The following is a 21,107-nucleotide window of genomic DNA, read 5'->3' as shown; positions in this document are numbered from 1 at the left end:
TACCGGAAAGGCTCCGGTCCAAACCAAGCTGATCGCGAGTAACAACGAGAAAACTTTTTTCAATCCCTTACCCTTAAACAATGTATCGCTCCCCCTTGTTCGTTCATCCTGTGCGCTATATCGCAAGTCCTGCTGCAGTGTGGCATCTGCCCCCTTAGAAATTTCATATCTGGGCTCCATTTTAGCAGACGGCTCTAAACAAACTCTTAACAAATCTCGACAAAAACCGCTGTACAAGGACCTAAACGGGAAAATCACCAAAAAAAACGAAAAAAATCCCGGGCATCATTGCCCGGGGAATATTAAAGGAGTTTGCGACACACTCTGTCAGAATAACTGGGACAACGGAGAGGCGAGCAGGATTGACGAGATGAACACAAGTTGAATCGTGATGCGGACGATTAAGTTCGGCACTGGTTTGCCCCCGATGGTCAACCGATTATGGGCAGCATACATATTGGCGGGGAGCATGGCGATCAGCAGAACAATCAGGCATATGGCAGCCGTCAAGGAGACGGATGGCAGCAGCAGACCTACTGCCCCGGCAATCTCCAGCAGTCCGGTAACCGTGACAATCGACTCTTTTCGCGGAAAAGCCGGCGGCACCATTCTAATCAGATCCGCCCGCCGCCGTCCCCAGTGAGCCGAAGCCCCCAGAAGCAGCATAACAGCCACTGCCCACTGAAGCGAGATTTGCCAGTCACTCCAATAGGTCAGACCCAGGAGACCCAGCCCCCGGAACAGTACAAAGGATGCGACGAGCGCATAAAAAGGAATCATTTCACCTCTCCCCTTCCATCTACTTTTTCAGAATGCCGGCCATAAAATCGGATATTTCTTTTGCAGAAAGGGACTCGGCAGAGGGTCGCATGGAGGACCGCACCCGCAGCCCCAAGGACAGCAGGACAAACAGCTCCGCCGTCTCATCTGGATTCACCGTTTCTTGGATCACTCCGTATTTTTGCCCGGTGGTAATCCACTGTCTGGAGACGGACACCGACCGCTCATGAAACTGCTTAAGCACCTCCGCTACCGCAGGTTCATTCTCTTTGCCCAGCAGGTACAGAAGAACCTTATTGGTTGCCTCATGGCTGTCCTCCAGTCCGGCCAGACTTCTGGCAATCGCCAGCATCGGCCCCTCGAAGGCTTTGTCCAGACTGCCTGCCACCTCTTCCTCGAAACGGTCATTCACCGCATCAAGCCGCTCCTCCAGCACCCAGGCGAAAATCTCATCCTTGCTCTTCACATAATGAAAAATCGCCCCCTTCGATAACCCCGACTGCTCCATGATATCCTTCAAGGTGATGGCATGACAGCTCTTGTCCCGCAGTAGTTCCTTAGTGGCCTCCAATAATTGCCGGGTCGTTTGCTTTCGGCGGTCTGAGTTCTTCATCGTGCTCTCCCTTCTGTGTCCGTTTAAATGCTAATAATTGATTCTCATTATATATACCGACCATCGGTTTGTAAATATATAAAATAAAAAGAGCCTGGTGATTCCGGGGTATAACGGATTGGTTCTTCCGCCTCCCTCGAATCCCGAGCCCTTGATGCGCTATAGCTCTATGTAAAGTCTTTCGTTGAACGTCTCTTCCTAATTACACCTCTTCATCCTCGTACTCACCATCTTCAATATCCCCATATTGATCAGGTGCATCTCCCGTACTCTCCGTGATTATAGGCAGCTTCTGACCCGGCTTCACTTCGGTCTCACCCAGATACTGGACAATCATTTTCCACTCATCGCCATAATCGAATAAGAGCAGCATCTTTTGTTTGGGGGTATGAAAAACTTTGCTGATCTTCACTTTTCGCACTCCGGGAAACCTCTCCCCCGCACCCACATCAGCGAATGATTCATAGCCTTCCTCAGAGCTTGTCCAGTCTTTGATGTTATCATAGAAGCCAAAGGAATGATCCAGATCGAAATCAAAGGATTCAATCGTAACCGCCGCAAGATCGTACAGCGATGCCTTCGCTGAAATAGCAATCTCCCGGGTCGGCCGCCCACGCACAGTACCTTTCCAGTCGCTTAGGATTACCTTGAATAACCGGGCTTGTTCGTTTGTTGTCATGTTGCTCTCCCCTTTTATCAATTCCACTATTCCTCACGCATTTTCTGAATTTCATCGGACAGTTTTTTTGCTTCGTTAGGCGTCAGTATACCTACCGATTCAAGAATATCGTCAATTGAATAATCATCTGCAACTAGCTCGCGAACGCTTTGTTTATCCATTCTTTTTGGCACAGACATGTCTGGTTTCAGCCTCCCATAAAGATTAATATTCCACTCTCCTTGCTTCAATCCATTGCAAATGACGCAAAAAATTAAGAACATCATCCAGTGATTGATAGATGCTATGATCCCGTATTTTCCCTTCAAAATCAGCAACCCCGAGTAATGGAAATTGAAGGTGAACCGGATCGAACTCGGTAATGTTATCAGCCGCATCGGGGTAATTCTCATGGGTATGGTTATGGAACTTCATAATTAATGAATGATCTTTGTTATACCAATTATAGAAAAAAGCGCGCAGATTACCTCGTTTATCGCCGTGTTCTTCACATTTCAAATAGGAATCCCATCCATTAAGTTTGATGGTAAACTTCGGGTTATACGCAGAAGGACGATCTTGCGTGACATCAAATACGATTTCCGAATGAATGTTTTTGATGTTTCCTGGATTTGAGATGAAAACTTCCTGGGTAAACTCAGCCAAGCAGATGCTCTTTTCTTTTCAGCAGATACTTCCATACATCTAAATCAATGTCTTCATCAGAAGTAACGAGTTCTCCGGATTTACTCATATGCATGAAATTCTCGATAGGTCCATATTTCGCTTCGTAAGCACTAAGCTTTTGGTCAATAAACTTTAATTCATCTTCCGTTTCATTCTCTGCTGCACCCTGCATACGAAGTTGATAAGCTTTCGCTGCTTCACTTATACGCACAGTCACACCACTCGGGTACTCCAGCGTTGCGGCGGCAGGAATATCAACATGCTTGCCCGGCTCTGGCCGGGTAACACCGATAAACCGTCCTTGGGCAATCCAGCGGGAAATCGTCTGATGTGATACCCCCAGCATCCGCGCTACTTCCCTGGTTGGATAATGTTTGACCTTGGGAAGATCAGTCTGTGTGGAGTGCTGAACTTGAGTAAGTTGATATACTAGCTCCTGCTGGCCAACCCGAAATTTCTCAGGATCGAGCAATTCGTCATCGGATAACCGCTGAACCTTTATTCCCGAAGCCTCTACAGCATCACATAACATTTGGTAGGTAATAATATTCTCCCGTAACTGACCCGATGAAAAAATATTACTCGCATACGTTGCTTGCCGTTCCCGCACTTCCAAAATGTCCTGGATCGCCATACTCATCACCTCCCCCATATTTTAACACAAAGTTAATACTGGAGTATACAAACTTCTCATTAAATCAACATCATATCAACGAATCTCATTACTCCGGTTATAATTCGGTACGTGCCTCAGCAGCGCCGAATGTAGTCGGTTTAATACGAAAATAAAAGTACCGGAAAACGCGCCGCAGACTGGGTTTTGACAAAAAAAGACCCACCGCCCCCAAAAAACGTTTCGTTTTTTTGAAAAAGGGAAGACTATGGGGTAGGATTTAGTTGCACGCTATATCCTAACTGCTGGATATATTGAACGTACCGATCCAACCTGTTTTTCTTGGACGTCTCATCGCCTAGTGAGACGTCTATTTCTTGGTATGACCTCTTCTCCCGCATCAGGGCATGGAGGATTCGAATCAGCAAATGCGCCGTGGCGACGTTTGCTTTTTTATCTCCTCGTCTCTTCCGGATTCGTCGAAAGAATTGGCCGATCCGGTTCGAGGAGCGAGCGTTCGCCCAAGCCGCCTGACACAACGCACCTTTCAGATGCTTGTTCCCTTGCATCGTTTTTGACTTTCTTCGCTTTCCCGCACTTTCGTTGTTCCCTGGACACACTCCCGCCCATGAAGCGAACTGCGCATCACTCGGGAACATTTCCGCGACATGCGGCCCCACTTCGGCAAAAATGGTCACAGCAGACGTCCGCTCAATTCCTGGAATGGAGTCAATTTGTTCAATCACCTCCAGGTACGGTTCTGCCTTCGCCTCGATTCGCGCTTCCAGTTCCGTGATTCTTTTCTCCAAATAGACCAAGTGGTCCCAGTGGTCTCGAATCATCTCCCGATGATGACGGCGCAACTTGCCATTGAGCGCGTCGAGTAGCTGCGGAACTTTCTTTTTTAAACGGGTTTTGACCAGGTTTTTAACGGTCACTTCGTCCACGACCTCGCCGTCCATGATCTTCTGGAGCAGGCCCCGTCCCGTAACCCCATAGAGATCGGACATAAAGGTGGTTAGTTTGATGTTGGCATCCTGCAGGATTTTGTGAATGCGGTTTTTCTCCGCCGTCACCGCCTGCACCATCTTACTCCGGTAACGAGTCAAATCCCGCAAATCCCGGATGTCCTGTTCGGGCACCATACTGCCTTCAATGAGCCCGCAACGGTGCAATTGCGCTAACCAGCGCGCGTCTTGCATGTCCGTTTTTCGACCCGACGTATTCTTTACCCGCCGGGCGTTGGCCAGGACGAGGTCACAACTGCCCTCTAAGATGTTCCATACCGGTTTCCATAACACGCCGGTGCTCTCCATCACCACTTCCCGGCAGCCGTGTTCACTCAGCCAATCTTGCAGGCCGAGCAATTCTTTGGTTGTCGTCCCAAACGTTTTCAGGTGATATTGGGGTTTCTGTTCGATCGGTCCTTTTAACACGCAGGCTACAACGGTTTCCTGATGCACGTCCAGACCGGCGCAACACATACGTACAGCATCCATTCCTACCATCCTCCATCGTCAGTTTACAAATCATGCGCTCGAGTGAGTGTAATTTAATACACGTACTTTTGGGGGCTACAATAGGCGATGCTCGAAAAGCGCAATAGAACGGTTTTTCGAACGGGGTGGGTCCCAGTAACCGTTTCCGCCCTTTGATTTGTATATGTAAGTGTTGACGACTACAGCCTCATTTAGAATGGATGCGACGGATGCCAACCACTTATTTTCATTCCTGGGGGTGACAAGGCCTCTGCCTTGTCATGCCTGTTTTTCGATTACATTCCGTCCACCCGCCTTCGCTACGCCCAATGTAATCAGTTTTTCGATTACATTCTATCCACACACCTCACCAGCGCCGAATGTGATCGGTTTTTCGATTACATTTGGCCTACGGACCTCCGCCATGCCCAATGTAGTCGGTTTTTCGATTACATTTGGCCTGCGCGCCGTGCTCGGTTCGATTGTGTTCGGTTTTCCACATACATTTGTCCCAGATACTTGCGCCATCGCCGATTGTGATCGGTTTTTCATACAAATACTAAAAATCCCCTGAACACAGCAAAAGAACGGCATCTCTGCCGTTCTTTCTGTGATGGACTCTCAGGGACTCGAACCCTGGACCAATTGATTAAGAGTCAACTGCTCTACCAACTGAGCTAAGAGTCCATATGAAATTTGGTGGAGCCAAGGGGGATCGAACCCCTGACCTCATCGCTGCCAGCGATGCGCTCTCCCAGCTGAGCTATGGCCCCACAGGCCGATTTAGAATGACATTATGTATTCTAAAATCTCATTCGAGCGTTATGCTCTAGTCGCTTGAAGTTTCTTATATTTCGTAGCCGACTTCTATATAATACAGAAATCGTCCGCAGGTGTCAACACTTTTATTCAAAAAAATTTCCGGCACAGGGACCGGCCCTGAACCTCAGGCCAATCCCTTTACCTCACTATTCCTGACGTCTCCACACAGAGCCGATTACAGCCCGTCCAGCTCCTCCGTATTCTTGGAGAGCAGACCCTTCAGCTCCTTCATGAACATGTTGATGTCCTTGAACTGGCGGTATACGGACGCGAAGCGGACGTAGGCCACCTCGTCTACCGGATAGAGCTGCTCCATCACCAGCTCGCCGATCTGGCGGCTCTCGATCTCGGCCAGAGCGATGCCGCGCAGACTCTTCTCCACCTCGGAGACGATTACCTCCAGGCGCTCCACCGGCACCGGGCGCTTCTCGCAGGCGCGGATGAGGCCGCGGAGGATTTTGTCGCGGCTGAACTCTTCACGGCTGCCGCCTTTTTTGATGACGATCAGCGGGGTCTCCTCGATCATCTCGAAGGTGGTGAACCGGCGGCTGCACTGCTCGCATTCACGCCTGCGGCGGATCGACTTATTCTCATTGGCCGGCCGGGAGTCAAGCACCTTGGTGTTGGTATGATCGCAGTAAGGACATTTCATAAGCTTCTTCACTTCCTCTTGGTTAGATTGAACAGCCCCGCAGACCTGTAGCCCGTCTGTACGGGGTTGTTATTTATTTTCCAGAAATCACCGTTTAATTGTTGTTATGAATATGCCATGTCCGGCACATAATACAGTTACCAACCGATAGGAGGTGAACAGCAATGAGCCAAAACAACAGCTCCAATAACCTGGTAGCTCCAAATTCACGCGGTGCCTTGGAACAACTGAAATATGAAGTTGCCCAAGAACTAGGTATTACCCTCTCCCCAGACGGATACCAAGGCAATAAAACTTCTTACGAAAACGGTTCGATCGGTGGTTACATCACTAAACGTCTTGTAACCCTGGCTGAACAGCAACTGGCAGGTCAGTACAAATAACCTGTCTCAAACACGACATAAGCTTGCCTAAGAAGTATCAAGCGGCCTCGGCCGTTTGGTGCTTCTTTTTGCATCACAAGAAGAACGTCAGAATTCACTGTACAGCTCGGTGTACTGGTCATAGTAATAAATCACACGCTGCACATAGTGGCGGGTCTCCCCGAAGGGAATATCCTTCACCGTCTCTTCCCTTCCGTCCCACTGCCCTTCATCCAGCCAGCTCTGCACCTTGCCGGGTCCGGCATTGTAAGCAGCGATAATCGCCGTCCGGTTGCCGTCAAACTGGCGGGAGAGCGTCGACAGATACCAGGTGCCGAGTTCAATATTGGATGAAGGCTCCTCCTTCAGCCGCTCCAGCGACACGTCGGGGAGCTTGGCCTTCTCCAGGGCCCACTTGGCCGTGTCCGGCATGAGCTGCATGAGTCCGATGGCCCCTTTTTTGGATTCACGTCCGGTCTTGTAGTTAGTCTCCACCCGGATAATTGAAGCCACAAGGAACGGGTCCATCTCATAAGTCAGGCTGTGCTTGCGGATCTCATCTTTGTAGTAGATCGGATAGAACCACGACATCCAGTTGGTGCTGAGAAACAGAATGGCTGTGAAGCCTATAAATAACAGCAGAAGCACTCTTTTTTTGCGCAGCCACTTCATCATCAGCGGACCAGCCTGTCCCGCAGGGCGGCAACCTGGCGCTCCGTGGCCTCAGGCCCGCCGCTGTTGTCAATCACATAGGTTGCTCTCCTGCGCTTCAGCTCAATGTCCATCTGTGCGGCAACCCGGCCCTCGGCCTGCTCCAGCGTCATTCCGCTGCGCTCCATCAGGCGGGCTAACTGGACCCTTCGGGGAACATAAACCACGATAACCTGCTCGAACAGCGTGTCCAGCTCTGACTCGTACAATAGCGGAATATCAACAATAACCAGGCGCTGCGGATCTTCCTGCTCCAGCGCATTCATTCGCTCCCTGATCTCCCTGCGGATCGCCGGATGAGTCAGGCTGTTCAGCGTCTGAAGCGCTTCCGGGTCCCGGAATACAATATCGCCGAGCGCTGCCCGGTCCAGTGAACCGTCAGGCCGCAGAATCCGGTCCCCGAACGCCTGTACAGCCGCAGCCAGCACCGGATGTCCGGGAAGCATGACCTCCCTGGCGATGACATCTGCATCGACCAGGGCCGCTCCCTCCCTGACAAACAGTGCGGACACGGTGCTTTTGCCCGAAGCAATGCCTCCGGTTAAGCCTATAATCATGTACTCACCTCATAATAACTTCATTATACCCATTGCAATTAATAATAACGCCGGCAGAACGGCGGCATGCTTCATCCAGTAACTGCCGGACAATCTCAGCCCGGTCTTCATCCCCAGCCGCAGAAAGGTTCCGCTGAATATGGCAATCATCAGTGCAGTCGTCCACGGGCTGAACCCGAGCAGCGCAGCGCCAAGGCCCGCACCGAAGGCATCCAGCGATAGGGCAATCCCCAGAATCATAGCTTCCAGCGGGGATATGCTGCCGGAGGCATCGATATCGGCGGAGGACGGAGTGCGGAGAATCTGGATCACGACCCCGAGATGCCGCAGCTCCAGCGAGAATACGGCCGGCTTCGGCTGTTCAACCTCCTGCACCGCAGCGGCAGCAGCGGCGGTCTCCAGCATGGTCTCCCCGCCCGCCGCACCATCCGGCTGCTCCTTCTCCTTCTGGGTCAGCATCTGGAACAGGGACCAGCAGCCCATCAAGACGAGAATAACCGCTCCGATACTGGAAGCGGCATAAGGCGAGATCACCTTGGCCAGCAGCACACCTACCTGCATTGAGACGTAGATGACCACCCCTGAACAGAGCGAGATAATCATGACCGAGAGCAAAGGGATTTTCATTTTACGCAGACCATATGTAATGCCAACACCGAAACCGTCCAGACTAAGAGCAAACGCCAGCAGCAGCAATGACAACCATGGGCTTAGCACCCGCAATCCCTCCCGTGAAGAGCAGGAACCAGGCAGATGATGCCAGCCGGGCTCCGCTTCGCCTTAATCAGCAGTCTTCACACATTATATGGGCGGGACAGGCGATGGGTGCCTGCCTTTTGCAGTCTGTTACAGAACCGGCATAGGAGCCGGCTGGCAGCTCGGACAATAATGCGTTCCCCGTCCGCCGACCACACTCTTCGCAATCAGCGTGCCGCAGGTGACACAAGGCTGGTCCTTGCGTCCGTAGATCCGGTGCTCATCCTGATAATTGCCGCTCTCCCCCTGACCGTTAACATACGACTTCACTGAGGAGCCTCCGGCATTCACCGCTTCTGTCAGCGTGGCAACTATGGCGTGATGCAGCCGGGCCAGCTGTTCTTCCGAGAGTGACCTCGCGGCGGCTTCCGGGTGAATGCCCGCACGGTGCAGGGACTCATCCACATAAATATTGCCGATGCCAACCACAACCTCCTGATTGAGCAGCAGCGGCTTGATCTTGGTGCTCCGGTGCGCGACAATCTGCTTGAACCGCTCCAGCGTAAAATCAGCATCCAGCGGCTCCTGGCCCAGCTTGTTCAGCGGCTTCAGCAGCAGATCCTCGCCCGGCTGGAACAGATGCATCGTTCCGAACTGGCGCACATCGGTGTAACGCAATTCCGTACCGTCGGTGAAATGAAAAATCACATGCGTGTGCTTGTCCAGCGGCTCATCTTGGCGGTATAACCCGTAACGGCCCTCCATCCGCAGATGGGAGACCATCACCAGTCCATCGAACAGGAACCGCAGGAACTTCCCTCTGCGCTCCACCGTCTCCACTGTATGGCCTGCCAGCATATGGGCAAAAGCCACCGTATCGTCCGGGCGCTGAATAATCCGCGGCAGCCGGACGGTCACCTGCTCTATCTGCTTGCCTGTAATTAATTCGTTAAGTGTTCTTCTGACTGTCTCAACTTCCGGCAATTCCGGCATAATGGCTCACCTCCCCTCCATTATAACGGATATCCGCCTTATGCGGGGACCCTATTTCGCTTCATACCAGTTACTGCCATAACTTACCTCAGCCTTCAGCGGCACCGACAGCGCAAGCGCCCCAGCCATCACCTCAGGCAGCAGCTGCTTCATCTCCTCCAGCTCCTCCTCCGGCACCTCAAACACCAGCTCATCGTGCACCTGGAGCAGCATCCGGCTCTTCAGGCCGCGCTCATACAGTGCCTTATCCATATGGACCATCGCCAGCTTGATGATATCGGCGGCTGTGCCCTGGATCGGCGTATTCATCGCAGTCCGCTCGGCGAAGGAACGCAGATTGAAGTTCTTCGCATTAATCTCCGGCAGATACCGGCGGCGCTCCAGCAGTGTGGTGACATAGCCCTGCTTACGGGCCTCGACCACAATCTCATCCATATAACGGCGGACGCCCTGGAACACTTCGAAATACTGTTCAATGAACTTTGCTGCTTCCTTCCGCGGAATATTCAGGTTCTGAGACAGCCCGTAGTCGCTGATACCGTACACAATCCCGAAGTTTACCGCCTTAGCCGAGCGGCGCATGTTGCTGTCCACACTGTCAGCGGTAACGCCGAATACGTCCATCGCCGTCTTTGTATGAATATCCATATCCTCGACAAAAGCTTCCTTCATCCGCTCATCACCCGAGATATGCGCCAGCACACGCAGCTCGATCTGCGAGTAGTCCGCCGCCAGAATCGACCAGCCCGGTTCGGAGGGCACGAAGACCTTGCGGAGCTTGCGGCCCTCCTCCAGCCGGATCGGAATATTCTGCAGGTTCGGGAACTGGCTGCTAAGCCGGCCTGTAGCGGCAATGGTCTGGCGGTAAAAGGTGTGCACCTTGCCCGTCTCCGGCGAGATTTCCTTCATTAATCCTTCGACATATGTGGATTGCAGCTTGGCCAGAGTGCGGTATTGCAGAATCAGGCGCACAGCGTCATGATAAGGCGCAAGCTTCTCCAGCACCTCGGCGTCGGTGGAATATCCGGTCTTCGTCTTCTTCACGACAGGCAGGCCAAGCTTCACGAACAGCACCTCGCCCAGCTGCTTGGGTGAATTGAGATTGAATTCAGTGCCGCACACCGCATAGATTTCCGTCACTAGCTGGGCGATCTGGGCTTCAAACTCCCTGCCGAGCTGAACCAGCTCCTCCTTGTTGACAGCGATGCCCTGCTTCTCCATATCGGCAAGAATGCGCGAGAGCGGCATCTCCAGGTCCTGGAACAGGCCGGTCATGCCTGTCTTCTTCAGCTCCTCCTGCTGCTTCTGCACAATCCCCAGAACGGTGGCACTTTTGCGGGCGACATGCTCACCGAGAACGGCAAGCTCCGGTATTCTATATTTGGCCCCTTTGCCGAAGACCTCTTCATCCGGCGACAAGCGGGGCAGTCCGTATTTACTGGTCAGATCATTCAGGTTCTGGTTCGCCTCTGTCGGGTCCAGCAGATAGGCAGCAAGCTGAACATCCTTAGCAGCCCCGGCAAAAGCAATCCCCTGCCAATGCAGCGCCAGATCGGCACGGTGCAGATCATACCCGCTCTTCGGCGCCTGTTCATCGCCGAGCCAGGCTCTGAGCGGCGCTGCCGCCTCACTCTTCAGCAGGGCAAACGGCACGAAGTAATGCTGCTCCGGCGAAGACAGGCCGAGGCCGATAACCTCCGAGCGGTGCGGATTCTCCCCGTTAGACTCGACATGCAGCGCAGTGATGTCCGGCAAGACAGCATTCAGCGCGTCCAGTCCGGCTTCATCTACAATAGTGATTGCCAGCTCTTCCGCCTCCACCTCCGCAGGCCCGGAAGAGCCGTCCGCTCCTTGGGAATATGCGCTCAGGGACAGGCGCTCCAGCAGCGATTTGAATTCCAGCCGCGCCAGGGCCGGCCCGGCCGTAGCGGTGTTGATCCCGCTGAAGACCATATCCTCCCAGGCGTGAGCCAGCGGAACCTCGCGGTAGATGGTCGCCAGCTTTTTGCTCATAATCGCACTGTCGGCATGCTCCTCCAGCTTCTCCTTCATCTTCCCCTTCAGCTCACCGGTTCCGGCCAGCACACCCTCGACCGATCCGAACTGCTGGAGCAGCTTAAGCGCCGTCTTCTCCCCAACTCCCGGCACCCCGGGAATATTATCGCTGGCATCGCCCATCAGCCCCTTCAGATCGATGATCTGCAGCGGGGTGAGATCGTACTTATCGCGGATCTGCTGCGGCCCGTACAGCTCCACCTCGGTTACCCCTTTGCGCACCAGCGCCACGGTGGTATGCTCGGAGGCCAATTGCAGCATATCCTTGTCCCCGGACACAATCATCACCTGCCGGCCGGCTTCATCCGCCTCCCGGGAGATCGTCCCGATAATATCGTCCGCTTCATAGCCTTCGATCTCGAACTGCGGAACGCCCAGCCCCTTCAGCAGCTCCTTCAGCAGCGGGAACTGCTCGGACAGCTCCGGCGGCGTCTTCTGTCGTCCGCCTTTGTATTCCTCATAGCCCTCATGCCGGAAGGTAATCTTCCCGGCGTCGAAGGCGACAATCATATGACTCGGCTTATGCTCTTCAATCAGCCGCAGCAGCATCGTTGTGAACCCGTACACCGCATTCGTCTGCTGCCCTGCCGTATTGGTCAGCGGCGGCATCGCAAAAAATGCGCGGTAAATGATATTATTTCCATCAATGAGTATCAGCTTGTCCTTGTTCACTCTAACACCTCGCCTTAATCTTGCTTACTTCATATATAGTACCATATGCCCCGCACCAAGACGAAATGGCTCTGCCGCGAATCGCCGCTCTACTCCCAAATAAAAAACAAGCCCCCGGTATGAAGGCTTGCTTCCAGCAGTCTATGCTTATTGGTTCAGGTCCGGGCGTTTGCCCGTCACCAGATATACCACACTCTCGCCGATATTAGTGGCATGGTCAGCGATCCGCTCAATGTAACGGCCGACCAGTGTAAGCAGCATGGCCTGATTCACCGTTTCCGGTTTCTGGACCATATACGTGTACAGCTCGTTAATCATCGCGCTGTACAGGCCATCGACCTGATCGTCGTCCTGGGCCATTTTGTAAGCCAGATCGGTATTCTCATCCAGATAGGATTGAATCGCTTCGTTAGTCATTACGGTCACCAGCTCTGCCATGCGCGGAATATCCACGAGCGGCTTGATGAGCTGCTGCCCCTGAATCCGCATCGTAACCTTGGCGACATCCAGCGCCAGATCGCCCATGCGCTCCAGGTCGCTGGAGATTTTGAAGGCTACAATAATGCGGCGCAGGTCCTTCGCCACCGGCTGCTGGGTGATGATCAGCCGCGAGCCGATCTCCATAATCCGGTCCTCCATGGCATTCAGCCGCAGGTCCGCTTTAACAATCTCCTGAGCCCGCTCCGTATCCAGGGTCTGCAGGGCCAGTATCGCACCATCCAGGGCATCCGTGACATGCTCGCCCATCTGCTGCAGCAGGGTGCGCAGTTCTTCCAGATCTTTGTCGAATTCTTTTCTGCGAATCATATTGACAACGTGCCTCCTCCACAACATATGGTCCAACGGGTGAACTTAAGCATCTGCCTTAGCCGAAACGTCCGGAAATATAATCCTCTGTGCGGGAATCCTTCGGGTTAGAGAACAGCAGCTCGGTATCCGCAGCCTCCACAATGACGCCGTTCAGGAAAAATACGGTGCGCCCCGACACCCGGGCGGCCTGATGCATATTATGCGTGACCATCACAATCGTATACTTATCCCGCAGCTCCTGGACCAGCTCCTCAATCTTCAGCGTGGACACGGGGTCCAGCGCGGACGTTGCCTCATCCATCAGCAGAATATCCGGCTGCACGGCCAGGGCTCTGGCGATACACAGACGCTGCTGCTGGCCGCCGGACAAGCTCAGGGCAGACTTCTTGAGGAAATCCTTCACTTCCTCCCAGAGTGCCGACTGGCGCAGACTCTGCTCCACAAGGACGTCCAGCTCAGCCTTGCCCTTCACCCCATGCAGACGCGGGCCGTAGGCCACATTGTCATAGATCGACTTGGGAAACGGGTTGGGCTGCTGGAACACCATCCCCACCTGCTTGCGCAGACTTTCGACTTCAATCTCGTCGCTGTAAATATTTTTGCCGCCGATATTCACTTTACCTTCAATGCGCGTTCCGGGAATCATATCATTCATCCGGTTCAGCGTCCGCAGCAGGGTGGACTTTCCGCAGCCGGAAGGGCCGATAAACGCGGTGACCTGCTTCTCAGGAATCTGCAAATCCACATTCTTCAGTGCATGGAATGACTCATAGTAGAGATCCAGCTTCTCTATGTCAATGATGGATTTCATTCGTTTCGGTTGTCTCCTTCTCATCATCTTCGTTCCCCATGATAAGCTTTCAGTGTAAATAGAGCTCCAGAGAATTGTTAACGCAATGTAAAATCCTCCGGAACCGAAGAGAACACCGCCATCGTTAAATGACCGGTGTTCTCTTCTTATTCACAACCAGCTTGTAGCCTACGCCGCGGATCGAATCGATATGCACGGATTCCGGATCAAGCTCCAGCTTCTTGCGCAGGGAGCTGACATGCACATCCACGGTGCGCTGGCCTCCGATATAATCGAAGCCCCAGACGGCGTTCATCAGGTCGTCCCGGGTCAGGACCACGCCCGGCTTGCGGGCCAGATACAGCAGTACCTCGAATTCCTTGGGCCGCAGATTGATGCTCTGTCCGCCCAGTGACACTTCGTATCGCTCCGGGTAAATTTCCAGCTGTCCCAGAATAATGGTCGATGAGGATACCTCCGCTTCCGCCGGAGCCTCCTCGGCCATCCCGGAGATCCGCCGCAGCACGGCGCTGACCCGGGCCAGCAGCTCGGATACGCCAAACGGCTTGGTAATATAATCATCCGCTCCGGATTTCAGCCCCCGGACGACGTCCTCTTCCGCATTCTTGGCCGTCAATACAATGACCGGGGTACGTATGCCTTGTCCGCGCAATTTATCCAGAATGTCAATGCCGTTCATGCCGGGCAGCATCAGATCCAGTACGATCAGATCAAACGGTTCTCTAGTCGCACGGTCATATCCTGCCGTTCCATGATCCTCCACCGTCACTTCGTAGCCTTCCTGAGTCAGGTTATAAGACAGCAGCCGGGCCAGTGTCGGTTCGTCTTCAATGACAAGCAATCGTTGTGCCATAGGTTCCCCCGTCTTTTCATAGGTTATTAATTTTACATAACTGCACACATGCACATCATAGCACCGTAATGTTAACTTAGTGTAAAATAATAAATTTAATTTATGCGTTCTCCTCCTGCAGCAGCGGCAATTCCAGAATGAACGAACTGCCGATGCCGAGGTCGCTCTCTACTGTAATCGTTCCCCGATGCAGCTCCACCAGATGCTTCACGATGGACAAGCCAAGACCAGTCCCGCCGGAGCTTCGGGAGCGCGCCTTGTCCACCCGGTAAAAGCGCTCGAAGATGCGCGGCAGATCCTTGCGCGGTATCCCCATCCCCGTGTCACTGACCGTAAAGCGCACACTTTCCGTCCCGTCCGCCTTCTGGAGATTGGCTACAGTAACTCTGACGTTCCCCCCGTCCTGGGTATAGTTGATGGCATTGGAGAGCAGATTCATGAAAATCTGGCGCAGCTTATCTTCGTCCCCTTCGATGAACAGCTCCTCCGGCACCTCGGAGCTGAGTGTAATCTTCTTCTTCTCGGCCACCTTGCTGAGCGTCTCCAGGATAGAATCGAAGAATTCGATGAGGTGGACCGGGGAGCAATCAAGCTGTACGCGTTTGGACTCGATTTTGGACAGCTCCAGAATGTCGCCGATCAGGCGGTTCAGCCGCTCATTCTCGTCGTAGATGATCTGCAGGAACGAACGGGCGGTCTTCTCGTCGGTCACTCCGCCGCCCAGCAGGGTCTCGGCAAAGCCTTTGACCGCAGCCACCGGGGTCTTCAGCTCATGGGAGACATTGGCCACGAACTCGCTGCGCATTCGCTCCAGCCGGCGGATCTCTGTAACCTCCTGCAGCAGGAACAGCATGCCGCGCGAGGAGCCGTCCTGGAGCATCGGCACGCCGTCCACGCGCACAATCCGTTCCACCGGATTATAGATGGTGCGCTCCTCATGAACAGGCTCGCCAGCAGATACGCCCTCGTCAATCAGCCGGGTCAGCTCATAATGATGCTTGATCTCTTTATAGGAATGTCCGGTCATTTCACTGTGCTTCACATCCAGCAGACGTTCGGCCGCCCGGTTGAGCAGGGCAATCTCCCCCGCCTCGTTGATCATCACAATGCCGCCGGTCATATTATCGAGGACGCTCTGCAGCAGATCCTCATTGTCGCGGATCGTCTTGAGCTGGGCCTGGAGGCTGTCGGCCATCGCATTGATCGCTGTTGCCAGCTGGCCGACCTCATCCTTGCGCCTCAGCGGCACGCGGGCATCGTAGTCCAGATCAGTAATACGCCGGGCTACCCTGGTAATCTGCTCCAGCGGCGAGGTCATACTGGAGGCCACCTTGTAGCTGACCAGTGCAGCGGCAACGAAGAGCAGCACTAGTCCGCCCGCCATAATCATCCACGCCCGGCTCAGCCCCTCCGATACGGCATCCAGCCCCATTGACAACCGGATGTAACCGTCAAACCCCTGATCCGAGGAAACTGAACCCGCCACATACATCATGTCACGGTCCAGCGTATCGCTGTATCGGATCGCCCGCCCGATCCCTTCCTTCGCGGCCAGCAGCTCCTCCTCGCGGGTGGAATGGTTGTCCATCTCGCGCGGATTCTTCTCCGAGTCGCCGATGACCCGGCCCTGCTTCGTAATGAAGGTGACGCGTGATCCGGTCAGCTCGGAGATCTTGTGGGCCTGTTCGGTATAGTAATTGATAGCGTCCGGGGCGGATACATCCACGAATGTAAAAGTGCCGGAAAGCAGCTTAATCTCCCGGGACATGTTCTCCTCCAGCACGGAGATATGCGAGTCCTTGAACAGCTTGGCCATCGTAATCCCGGCCCCGGTCATGGAAATCCCGATCAGCGCCATCAGGATAATTGTCAGTCGAATGCGAAATGGTTTCATCAGCGGCAGTCCTCTTCCTTGTCATTGTATCTGTGTCCCTGAGACCACTCTACCTCCATTTCCGGCAAAATACCAGTTCCGGGGGCGATTATCAACGGAGTGTAAAATTTGTGAGTGCGGGGGGGCGGTACTTATGGGGGCGCTTGGGCGAACGCTGGGTAGGGTGTTTGGGGGCTGTGCTGTAGGCGCTTGGATGAACGCTCCGCAGTCGGACCGTTGTTCCGATCGCTGCCGCTTCTCCACAATCAGTCCGCCCGCTCCGCTGTTTAAGAGGTGGGAGTTACAGGTAAACCTTACAAACCTCAGGCGGACAGGCGGACCATCGCATTTCTCTGCCCAACTGCTTGCTGGGGAACGGAAAGTGCATTGTGTTCAGTTTTTTGCATACATTTGGCTCGTCCACCCCAACGCTGCGCATTGTAATCGGTTTTCCGATTACATTCGGTCCGCTTGCCTTCGACCGGCGTATTGTAAGTAGTTTTTCGATTACATTTGGCTCGCCTGCCTCACCAACCAGAAAACGCCCTTCCTGAATGGCATACCTCACCATTTAGAAAGGACGCTATTCGTTTGTTACTTACACTCTACTGATCCTTCCAGCGCTGCACGGCCAGCGTCACGGTCTGCGCACCGCCTGCCGGTGTGAGCGTCCGGTTCGCAATGTCCGCTCCAGAGGACGCGGTCTCTACCGTTCCCCAGCTTCCGCGCGTCAGCTTATATGTCACCGCAGTGCCTGCCGGAAGATTCAGGGTGATGGAATAGACACCATCATTCCCACGAGTCAGCAGATATGCCGGATCTGCCGCATTCCAGGCGTTGAACGAGCCGCTCAGGTACACCTGAGCATTCGCTGGAGTCGAGCCTGGCACACTCACCTTGAAGGTAAAGCTATCCGCCTGCGGCTCGCCGGTGGTCACATTGCCGCCCGTCAAGCTGGAGCTGCCGGTGCCGAAGTTATAATTGTTGCCGCCGTTGTTATCCCAGGCGCCGCTACCGTTATTGAACGCTGCGGTCAGGCCGGTGGCATTGCCCAGCGGAATGGTGATGGACTTGTAGCTGCTTAAGGTTGAGGTCTGCATCTGCACGCCCGGCGCTGTCGTCCAGGCCGCTCCTCCATCCAGCTTGTAGTGAATATACGAATTGCTGAAAGCTGTATTCTTGTAATAGATCGTCGCCGTGTTACCCGCCGGAGTAGCAGTTGGCACTGGTGTTGAAGTCGGGGCGACCGTTGGCACCGGAGTTGCCGTTGGCGCGACAGTCGGTGTCGGTACAGCCGTAGGCGTTGGCGTAACAGTCGGTGCAGGTGTTGCCGTTGCTGCTGGCGACGGCACTGGTGTCGCCGTCGGCGTCGCACTCGGCTTAACTGTCGCTGTCGGCGTTGGTGTTGGCGTCACCGGACCGCCCGACTGAATATTTCCAGTCGGCGTATACGTCCACGTCCCCGTACCGAACAGATAATTGCTGCCGCCATTGCTGTCCCAGGTGCCGCTGCCGTTATTGAAGCAGGCTTCAAGCTGGGTGGCCGCGCCGATATTAATGGTAATTTTGTTATAGCCGGCCACCTCTGCCGCCGGAATGGCTGCGCCCGGTGCGGTCGTCCAGGTTCCGCCAACAGGGCGGTAATGAATGTACGGGGTAGCATAGCCCTGCTTGTAGTAGATCGTCACCTGATTCCCGGCAGGGGTTGTAGCCGCCGCCGCTGCACTGAAGGCCGACAGATTGCCGGAGGCATCATAGGCTTTGACCTGGTATTCGTAGTCCGTGCTGCCTGACAAGCCGCTGTCGGTATAGGATGCCGTCTGGGAGGTGCCGATTTTAACTCCATTGCGGTAGATTTCATAGCCGGTCACCCGGATGTTATCTGCCGCTGCATCCCAGGTTAGCCCGATCGTGGAGGCATTGACTACCTTAGCCTGAAGATTCGCCGGTACAGCCGGAGCTTCTGTGTCCGGTACGGCTGGCACATCGGTAATGAACGGATGGGTTCCTTCAATTGTGCCTTGCATACTCTCTGTATACTTGCCGTTCGCCAGCGTATATTTACCCGCGCCTACGTAGACTTGCTGAATCTCGCTTTTGGTCACATTGCCTTTGGCATCCTTCGCTTCGATATAGTAGTCCAAGAGCTGATCCCGGTAACCGGAGAGATACGTGAAGTACAGATTCCCAATGTCTGTCGCCGGTACCTTCTGCATCATCGCCTTGCTGCTTGCCTGCCAGTCTACACCATTAATATCGGCGCTGAGATCGCGGACATTCATCGGGTATTCGGTCCATTCACCAACCTTGGCCGGATCGATATTGGGTACCCCTGCGGCAGCCATTCCCGCCGGATCATAGACCTTGAAGGTATTGTCCGCCGCATCTGCGGTCTTATCGCGGTGAACCCGGACCTTCACCTTGATGTCGCTGATGCCGCTGGTATCGAACGCATAGGTATAGATAGCAAAAGTATTATTGAAATGCTGCAACGTCCAGCCCTCCGCCTTGCTGACATTGGCGCTGCCCGGATTGTACGGATAACGCTGCGGCCACCAGACGGAAGGGCCTGTTTTGTCTTTGGCCTGTTTTTGCGACACATAGGGCTTGGAGAAATACAGCGATTGGTTAAAAGACAACGCCGGCTTCACACTGTCATCCACATTCTCATCGTAATAGCCGAAGCCTGAGTCCATGGCAGGAAGCAGGAAATACCAGGCCAGCTCAGCGGGATTGGCACCTCCGGCGTAGTCATTTGCTGCGTCTCCTTTTACAGGATAAGAGATCATCCAGGGGTTCAGCTGATTCCCCTCATAGGTCACCTCGCGGTCTATCGGATTCGCCGGCTGCCAATAATTCGGATGCTCCTCCAGCCAGATCTGCTCAGCCGTCTTGGCATAATTCAAGGAAGCCTGAAGCAGTGCGAAGTTCCGCTCCAGATAATGATAGCCCTTCTCGAACGATACAGTCATGCCTTCCTCAATCCCCGCCAGATTCTTCTTCGGGGCATAGGAAGTACCGTTCACCTGATTGAAGGCGGCGAACTGCCCCTTCCAGATCCCGAACGGCAGACGCCAATGGTACCAGGTCGGATCGGAGGAGGAATCACGCGTATCAATCCACGAACCGTCCTGAACATGAACCACATCGGAGGCGGCTGGGGTGTTGCTGAGCAGATACTCATCTATTCCCATGCCCGTAACCCCGCTGCTTGCATAGGTCACATTCCCGGCATTGCGCCAGGTCTCCTCCGAGCCGGCCCGGCCCGAAGAATTATCCCCATCATGGGCTACGACAAAAATCTGCTTCTGCGGAACTAGATTCTCATACGGCTTCAGCGCATCGGCCTTGACCTGGCCCAAATACCCTTCCTCCCAGGACTGCGCCTGAGCCACAGGGATGCCAACCACTCTGGATTCGGCCCCGGTGGCCGGGTCAACATAACGAACCCAATGCGGCGTTGAAGCAAACGGATATTTGTTCTGGACCACCTGCTGCTCATTGAACATCGGCTCACTTACCCAGGCGCCGGCCGTGCTGACATTCTGCAGATCGCTGCGGTTCGGCGGCGAGATCATCGTATCCGCGCCGGGACTGTTCAGCAGCGGATAATCCTTAAGCGTTCGGGAGAAATGGTTGTTGCCAATTACGGACCACTGAATACCAAGCTTCTCCAGCACCGGAATGATCCGTTCCGAGAACCCCAGCTCTGTCGGAAAGAACCCTTTAGATGACTTGTAGCTGCTTCCCAGGAAATAAGGCTGAGCCATTGTCGCCCCATGGTAGATCAGATCCTTCAGTAAATAATCATTGCCGACCAGCGGTCCCATCGAATGATGCCCGGAGAAATGAATCAGGTCGAGCGTGTTGTTTCCACCGGCGGTTTGGAGCTGGTTCACGGCATTCTTCCAGGGAGTTCCCCAGGCCGGATCGTTGTATCCGCTTACATTTCCTTGTTGGATAATACTGTTGACGTTGTTTACAACCGACCCGGACATCGTGACATGCATTTGGGCCTGGGAATAGTTGCTGCGCAGCGTATTGGCCACACTCCAGGGCCAGGTTAGGTACGCTCCGGTCTTGGCGTGATGGGAATAGTAGGAGACCAGATCATCATGGGGCATCGGGGAACCACTAGGCAAAAAATAAGGATACCCCGGGGGAGGATTCTGCTTCAGCGCAATCACTTCACCGTCATAGGTATAACGGATCGGGCTGCCGATTGGGGCAGCGTTGTAGCTGTTCAGATCATAATACGCCCAGAAATTGGGCATATGGTTGTGGTACACATGTGTGGCGGCAATGTCTGCCGAGACCTGTGATGCCGCTGCCGGAACGGATAGAAGCACGCCCAGGAGCAAGGCTGTAATTTTGCGTAAGGACCTGGATGTCTTGGTCATTGGTCAACTCC

At 54.0% G+C, this 21,107-nt stretch carries 19 protein-coding genes and 2 tRNA genes; 1 reads left to right on the top strand and 20 read right to left on the bottom strand.

Annotation, left to right across the window (positions count from 1 at the left end; all coding sequences use genetic code 11):
- Positions 1-327: 327 nt before the first annotated feature.
- From MHI24_RS26220 to nrdR, 10 genes are all read right to left on the bottom strand, one after another.
- Entirely contained in the window at positions 328-780 is a 453-nt protein-coding gene (locus MHI24_RS26220; RefSeq protein WP_340022488.1) for a DoxX family protein, read from the bottom strand.
- 19 nt (positions 781-799) lie between these two features.
- Positions 800-1,393: a TetR/AcrR family transcriptional regulator gene (locus MHI24_RS26215; RefSeq protein WP_340022487.1), complete on the bottom strand. Its 594-nt coding sequence runs from the start codon at positions 1,391-1,393 to the stop codon at positions 800-802.
- Between the two features lie 202 nt (positions 1,394-1,595).
- Positions 1,596-2,072, bottom strand: coding sequence for a hypothetical protein (locus tag MHI24_RS26210; protein WP_340022486.1), 477 nt, complete (start codon positions 2,070-2,072; stop codon positions 1,596-1,598).
- Between the two features lie 26 nt (positions 2,073-2,098).
- Positions 2,099-2,251 (bottom strand): hypothetical protein, encoded by a 153-nt coding sequence (locus MHI24_RS26205; protein WP_340022485.1) that lies wholly within the window; start codon positions 2,249-2,251, stop codon positions 2,099-2,101.
- Positions 2,252-2,276: 25 nt separating this feature from the next.
- Positions 2,277-2,717, bottom strand: a complete 441-nt coding sequence (locus MHI24_RS26200; RefSeq protein WP_340022484.1) for a hypothetical protein — start codon at positions 2,715-2,717, stop codon at positions 2,277-2,279.
- Positions 2,710-3,372, bottom strand: coding sequence for a helix-turn-helix domain-containing protein (locus MHI24_RS26195; RefSeq protein WP_340022483.1), 663 nt, complete (start codon positions 3,370-3,372; stop codon positions 2,710-2,712). The genes MHI24_RS26200 and MHI24_RS26195 overlap by 8 nt, the downstream gene beginning before the upstream one ends.
- 245 nt (positions 3,373-3,617) lie before the next feature.
- Positions 3,618-4,850 (bottom strand): IS110 family transposase, encoded by a 1,233-nt coding sequence (locus tag MHI24_RS26190; RefSeq protein WP_340020827.1) that lies wholly within the window; start codon positions 4,848-4,850, stop codon positions 3,618-3,620.
- A gap of 593 nt (positions 4,851-5,443) precedes the next feature.
- Positions 5,444-5,516, bottom strand: a tRNA-Lys gene (locus MHI24_RS26185).
- A 10-nt stretch (positions 5,517-5,526) separates the two neighbouring features.
- Positions 5,527-5,602 (bottom strand) — tRNA-Ala (locus tag MHI24_RS26180).
- A gap of 224 nt (positions 5,603-5,826) precedes the next feature.
- A complete protein-coding gene (gene nrdR, locus MHI24_RS26175) occupies positions 5,827-6,303 on the bottom strand; it encodes a transcriptional regulator NrdR (RefSeq protein WP_340022481.1) in 477 nt (158 codons plus the stop codon).
- A gap of 164 nt (positions 6,304-6,467) precedes the next feature.
- Here nrdR and MHI24_RS26170 point away from each other — a divergent pair, with 164 nt between their 5' ends.
- Positions 6,468-6,686 (top strand): alpha/beta-type small acid-soluble spore protein, encoded by a 219-nt coding sequence (locus tag MHI24_RS26170; RefSeq protein WP_042126012.1) that lies wholly within the window; start codon positions 6,468-6,470, stop codon positions 6,684-6,686.
- Positions 6,687-6,773: 87 nt separating this feature from the next.
- Here MHI24_RS26170 and MHI24_RS26165 read toward each other — a convergent pair whose 3' ends face one another.
- The 10 genes from MHI24_RS26165 to MHI24_RS26120 all read right to left on the bottom strand — a co-directional run bounded on the left by MHI24_RS26165 (position 6,774) and on the right by MHI24_RS26120 (position 21,096).
- Positions 6,774-7,337 carry a lytic transglycosylase domain-containing protein gene (locus MHI24_RS26165; RefSeq protein ID WP_340026798.1) on the bottom strand — a complete coding sequence of 188 codons (564 nt, stop codon included), beginning with the start codon at positions 7,335-7,337 and terminating at the stop codon, positions 6,774-6,776.
- Between the two features lie 2 nt (positions 7,338-7,339).
- Complete coding sequence (gene coaE, locus MHI24_RS26160; RefSeq protein ID WP_340022480.1) at positions 7,340-7,933, bottom strand: dephospho-CoA kinase; 594 nt, start codon at positions 7,931-7,933, stop codon at positions 7,340-7,342.
- Between the two features lie 9 nt (positions 7,934-7,942).
- Positions 7,943-8,650 carry a sporulation membrane protein YtaF gene (gene ytaF / locus MHI24_RS26155; protein ID WP_340022479.1) on the bottom strand — a complete coding sequence of 236 codons (708 nt, stop codon included), beginning with the start codon at positions 8,648-8,650 and terminating at the stop codon, positions 7,943-7,945.
- Positions 8,651-8,779: 129 nt separating this feature from the next.
- Entirely contained in the window at positions 8,780-9,622 is an 843-nt protein-coding gene (gene mutM, locus MHI24_RS26150; RefSeq protein ID WP_340022478.1) for a DNA-formamidopyrimidine glycosylase, read from the bottom strand.
- Between the two features lie 51 nt (positions 9,623-9,673).
- Positions 9,674-12,286 (bottom strand): DNA polymerase I, encoded by a 2,613-nt coding sequence (gene polA / locus MHI24_RS26145; protein ID WP_340026797.1) that lies wholly within the window; start codon positions 12,284-12,286, stop codon positions 9,674-9,676.
- Between the two features lie 210 nt (positions 12,287-12,496).
- A complete protein-coding gene (gene phoU / locus MHI24_RS26140; RefSeq protein WP_340022477.1) occupies positions 12,497-13,156 on the bottom strand; it encodes a phosphate signaling complex protein PhoU in 660 nt (219 codons plus the stop codon).
- A gap of 58 nt (positions 13,157-13,214) precedes the next feature.
- Positions 13,215-13,970, bottom strand: coding sequence for a phosphate ABC transporter ATP-binding protein PstB (gene pstB, locus MHI24_RS26135; protein ID WP_340022476.1), 756 nt, complete (start codon positions 13,968-13,970; stop codon positions 13,215-13,217).
- A 124-nt stretch (positions 13,971-14,094) separates the two neighbouring features.
- The gene (locus MHI24_RS26130; RefSeq protein ID WP_340022475.1) at positions 14,095-14,823 is read right to left on the bottom strand and encodes a response regulator transcription factor; all 729 of its coding nucleotides are present in this window, start codon (positions 14,821-14,823) and stop codon (positions 14,095-14,097) included.
- 100 nt (positions 14,824-14,923) lie between these two features.
- Complete coding sequence (locus tag MHI24_RS26125) at positions 14,924-16,717, bottom strand: ATP-binding protein (RefSeq protein ID WP_340022474.1); 1,794 nt, start codon at positions 16,715-16,717, stop codon at positions 14,924-14,926.
- A 584-nt stretch (positions 16,718-17,301) separates the two neighbouring features.
- Entirely contained in the window at positions 17,302-21,096 is a 3,795-nt protein-coding gene (locus MHI24_RS26120) for a carbohydrate binding domain-containing protein (protein WP_340022473.1), read from the bottom strand.
- Positions 21,097-21,107 lie beyond the last annotated feature (11 nt).

It is taken from the genome of Paenibacillus sp. FSL K6-1096 (genome assembly GCF_037977055.1).
Lineage (GTDB): Bacteria > Bacillota > Bacilli > Paenibacillales > Paenibacillaceae > Paenibacillus_AQ.
Note: the sequence above shows the minus strand (reverse complement) of the source record. Positions and strands in the feature narration are given on the sequence as shown.

What these genes read in the sequence shown, in the direction of transcription:
- MHI24_RS26220 (WP_340022488.1), bottom strand. Translation starts at nt 780, where the DNA reads ATGATTCCTTTTTATGCGCTCGTCGCATCCTTTGTACTGTTCCGGGGG.
- MHI24_RS26215 (WP_340022487.1), bottom strand. Translation starts at nt 1,393, where the DNA reads ATGAAGAACTCAGACCGCCGAAAGCAAACGACCCGGCAATTATTGGAG.
- MHI24_RS26210 (WP_340022486.1), bottom strand. Translation starts at nt 2,072, where the DNA reads ATGACAACAAACGAACAAGCCCGGTTATTCAAGGTAATCCTAAGCGAC.
- MHI24_RS26205 (WP_340022485.1), bottom strand. Translation starts at nt 2,251, where the DNA reads ATGTCTGTGCCAAAAAGAATGGATAAACAAAGCGTTCGCGAGCTAGTT.
- MHI24_RS26195 (WP_340022483.1), bottom strand. Translation starts at nt 3,372, where the DNA reads ATGGCGATCCAGGACATTTTGGAAGTGCGGGAACGGCAAGCAACGTAT.
- MHI24_RS26190 (WP_340020827.1), bottom strand. Translation starts at nt 4,850, where the DNA reads ATGGATGCTGTACGTATGTGTTGCGCCGGTCTGGACGTGCATCAGGAA.
- nrdR (WP_340022481.1), bottom strand. Translation starts at nt 6,303, where the DNA reads ATGAAATGTCCTTACTGCGATCATACCAACACCAAGGTGCTTGACTCC.
- MHI24_RS26170 (WP_042126012.1), top strand. Translation starts at nt 6,468, where the DNA reads ATGAGCCAAAACAACAGCTCCAATAACCTGGTAGCTCCAAATTCACGC.
- MHI24_RS26165 (WP_340026798.1), bottom strand. Translation starts at nt 7,337, where the DNA reads ATGAAGTGGCTGCGCAAAAAAAGAGTGCTTCTGCTGTTATTTATAGGC.
- coaE (WP_340022480.1), bottom strand. Translation starts at nt 7,933, where the DNA reads ATGATTATAGGCTTAACCGGAGGCATTGCTTCGGGCAAAAGCACCGTG.
- mutM (WP_340022478.1), bottom strand. Translation starts at nt 9,622, where the DNA reads ATGCCGGAATTGCCGGAAGTTGAGACAGTCAGAAGAACACTTAACGAA.
- polA (WP_340026797.1), bottom strand. Translation starts at nt 12,286, where the DNA reads ATGCCGCCGCTGACCAATACGGCAGGGCAGCAGACGAATGCGGTGTAC.
- phoU (WP_340022477.1), bottom strand. Translation starts at nt 13,156, where the DNA reads ATGATTCGCAGAAAAGAATTCGACAAAGATCTGGAAGAACTGCGCACC.
- pstB (WP_340022476.1), bottom strand. Translation starts at nt 13,970, where the DNA reads ATGAAATCCATCATTGACATAGAGAAGCTGGATCTCTACTATGAGTCA.
- MHI24_RS26130 (WP_340022475.1), bottom strand. Translation starts at nt 14,823, where the DNA reads ATGGCACAACGATTGCTTGTCATTGAAGACGAACCGACACTGGCCCGG.
- MHI24_RS26125 (WP_340022474.1), bottom strand. Translation starts at nt 16,717, where the DNA reads ATGAAACCATTTCGCATTCGACTGACAATTATCCTGATGGCGCTGATC.
- MHI24_RS26120 (WP_340022473.1), bottom strand. Translation starts at nt 21,096, where the DNA reads ATGACCAAGACATCCAGGTCCTTACGCAAAATTACAGCCTTGCTCCTG.